General features: G+C 59.7%; 1 protein-coding gene and 1 pseudogene. One reads left to right on the top strand and one right to left on the bottom strand.

The window, feature by feature from the left end; all coding sequences use genetic code 11:
- Nucleotides 1-843 (bottom strand): annotated as a pseudogene (locus A3754_RS14200) (metal-dependent phosphohydrolase); the annotation flags it as partial.
- A 253-nt stretch (nucleotides 844-1,096) separates the two neighbouring features.
- Here A3754_RS14200 and thrS point away from each other — a divergent pair.
- Nucleotides 1,097-2,645: threonine--tRNA ligase (gene thrS, locus A3754_RS14195; protein ID WP_063520219.1), on the top strand; the 1,549-nt coding region annotated here is incomplete at its 3' end.

The raw sequence follows: 2,645 nt of genomic DNA, 5'->3' as shown, positions 1-2,645 counted from the left end.
CAGCTTGGTGGACTTGTCCAACACCGAGTCCGGGGTGGCCAGCTTACCGCAGTCGTGCAGCCAGGCGGCCACGTGCAGCTCATACCAGCCCTCTTCATCCAGCGAAAAATCGGGAAATAGCGCCTGATCATCACAGGTGGCCTGGGCCAGCATTTCGGTGATCACCGGCACCCGCTGACAATGGGCGCTGGTGTGAGGGCTTTTCGCATCAATGGCCTGGGCCAGCACCTTGATAAAGGCATCCAGCAGGTCCTTAAGTTCCTGCACCTGGCTGAGATTGCTCAGGGCAATCCCCCCGTAGGTCAGCAGGGACTGGAAAATCAGGTGTCCATGTTCCCCCAGACGCTGCAGATTGCGGGGCACCGGCTTGTCATAGGCCAGCTGCAGCACACCGGTTACCAGGCCTTCATGGTTGTACAGTGGCCAGAGCTGAACCCCTTTGGCATCCGGGGCCAGTGCCGCCAGCAGCGCCTGATCAGCCTCACTGAGAGAGGTTTGCGTCAATGCCACGGTGAGGGGTTCACCCGCAGCAAAACACTGCTCTACCATGCCGTCAACGGCCGCGTCTTCGGCTAACGGGCGAAACCATTGCGGCGCTTCCTTTACCGCACCACTGCCACCGCCCGCATCCTGACACAGACAATTCAGCCCGGCCCGGGGGCGACTATCGGTATACAACCACACCCAACCCGTGTCCGCATGGCACAGGTAGAGCACTTCTTTGAGCAACGCCTCAAGCAGACGGGGGACATCCTTCTGCTCACTCAGGTGTTGCGCCACCCGCAACAGCCTGGGCAACTGCGCGTTGTCTGCCATCTGTTGCGTTTGTGAGGGTGTCATCATGGGCTATCCAGCTCCATCGGGTTCATCCTTGGACTTTCATTGTCATCTATCCCTGCATCCCCGTCCCAAGCATAGGCGGGCGCCCGGAAACAGGCAAAATTCTGTGCCATACGTCGGTTAATCCACGACAGGCGCACTAAAGGCTGCAAAATCATGCCTCAGGAGGCGCTTAGCCGCCCCCGCACCTTGAAGCGGGGGGCCTGATTCCCTACCATCTTCCGGTTCTGAGCCAATCACCTGGATCCCCTGTCTCATGAGTGTGAGCTATCAACTGCCCGATGGGGCAAGCATGGAGTTTGAGCAACCCGCCTCCGCCTTCGAAATCGCCGGACGCATCAGCAAAAAACTCGCCAAGCAAGCCCTGGCCGCCAAGGCCAACGGCAACCTGATCGACGTCTATCTGCCCATCGACGACGGCGCCACGGTGGAAATCATCACCCGGGAGACCGACGAGGCCCTGGAACTGATTCGCCACGATGCCGCCCATGTCATGGCCGAAGCCGTGCAGGAGCTGTTCCCGGATACCCAGGTGACCATTGGCCCGACCATTGCCAACGGCTTCTACTATGACTTCCATCGGGACACCCCGTTCACTCCGGATGACCTGAAAACCATTGAAAAGCGCATGCAGGATATTGTGCGCCGCAATGAGGAAATCCGCCGTGAAGTCTGGGACCGTGATGAAGCTGTGGCCTTTTTCCTGGAGAAAGGCGAAGAATTCAAGGCCGAAATCATCCGCGAGCTGCCCGCCGACCAGGAAGTAAGCCTGTACCGCCAGGGCGATTTCATCGACCTGTGCCGCGGCCCACACCTGCCCAGCACCAGCAAGCTGGGCGACGGTTTCAAGCTGACCAAGGTGGCCGGCGCCTACTGGCGGGGCGATGCCAACAATGCCCAGCTACAGCGCATTTACGGCACCGCCTGGCGCGACAAGAAAGAATTGAACGCCCACCTCAAGCAGCTTGAGGAAGCGGAAAAACGTGACCACCGCAAACTCGCCAGGGAAATGGGCCTGTTCCATATCCAGCAGGAAGCGGTGGGCAGCATGTTCTGGCACCCGAAGGGCTGGCGCATGCGCCAGAACCTGGAAAACTACATCCGCGGCAAGATGGAAAAAGGCGGCTATCAGGAAGTCTCCACCCCGCAGATGATGGACCGCATCCTCTGGGAACAGTCCGGCCACTGGGACAAGTACGGCGAAGACATGTTCACCGTCTGCACCCACGACCACAAAGAAATGGCCGTGAAGCCGATGAACTGCCCGGGCCACGTGCAGATTTTCAAGCAAGGCATCACCAGCTACCGGGACCTGCCGATTCGTCTGGGCGAATTCACCACCCTGTTCCGTAACGAGGCCCATGGTGCCCTGCATGGCTTGATGCGTGCCCGCTCGTTCAGCCAGGACGATGCGCATATCTTCTGTACCGAAGAACAGGTCAACGAGGAAACCGCCGGCTTTATCAAGATGCTGCGCGAAGTCTACGAAGACTTCGGCTTCGACAGCTTCCGCATCAAATTTTCCGATCGCCCGGACAACCGTGCCGGCTCCGACGAAACCTGGGACAAGGCCGAAGGCGCCCTGCGCTCTGCGGTGGAATCCCTGGGGCTGGAATGCGAACTGAACCCGGGCGAAGGCGCTTTCTATGGCCCGAAACTGGAATTCGTACTGCGTGACGCCATTGGCCGCGACTGGCAGTGCGGCACCCTGCAAGTGGACTTCGTGTTGCCTGATCGTCTGGATGCGGAATACGTGGCCGAAGACGGTTCCCGCCAGCGTCCGGTGATGCTGCACCGTGCGGTGC

It is taken from the genome of Alcanivorax sp. HI0083 (genome assembly GCF_001635175.1).
This window is presented reverse-complemented; position numbering and strand designations above follow the sequence as displayed.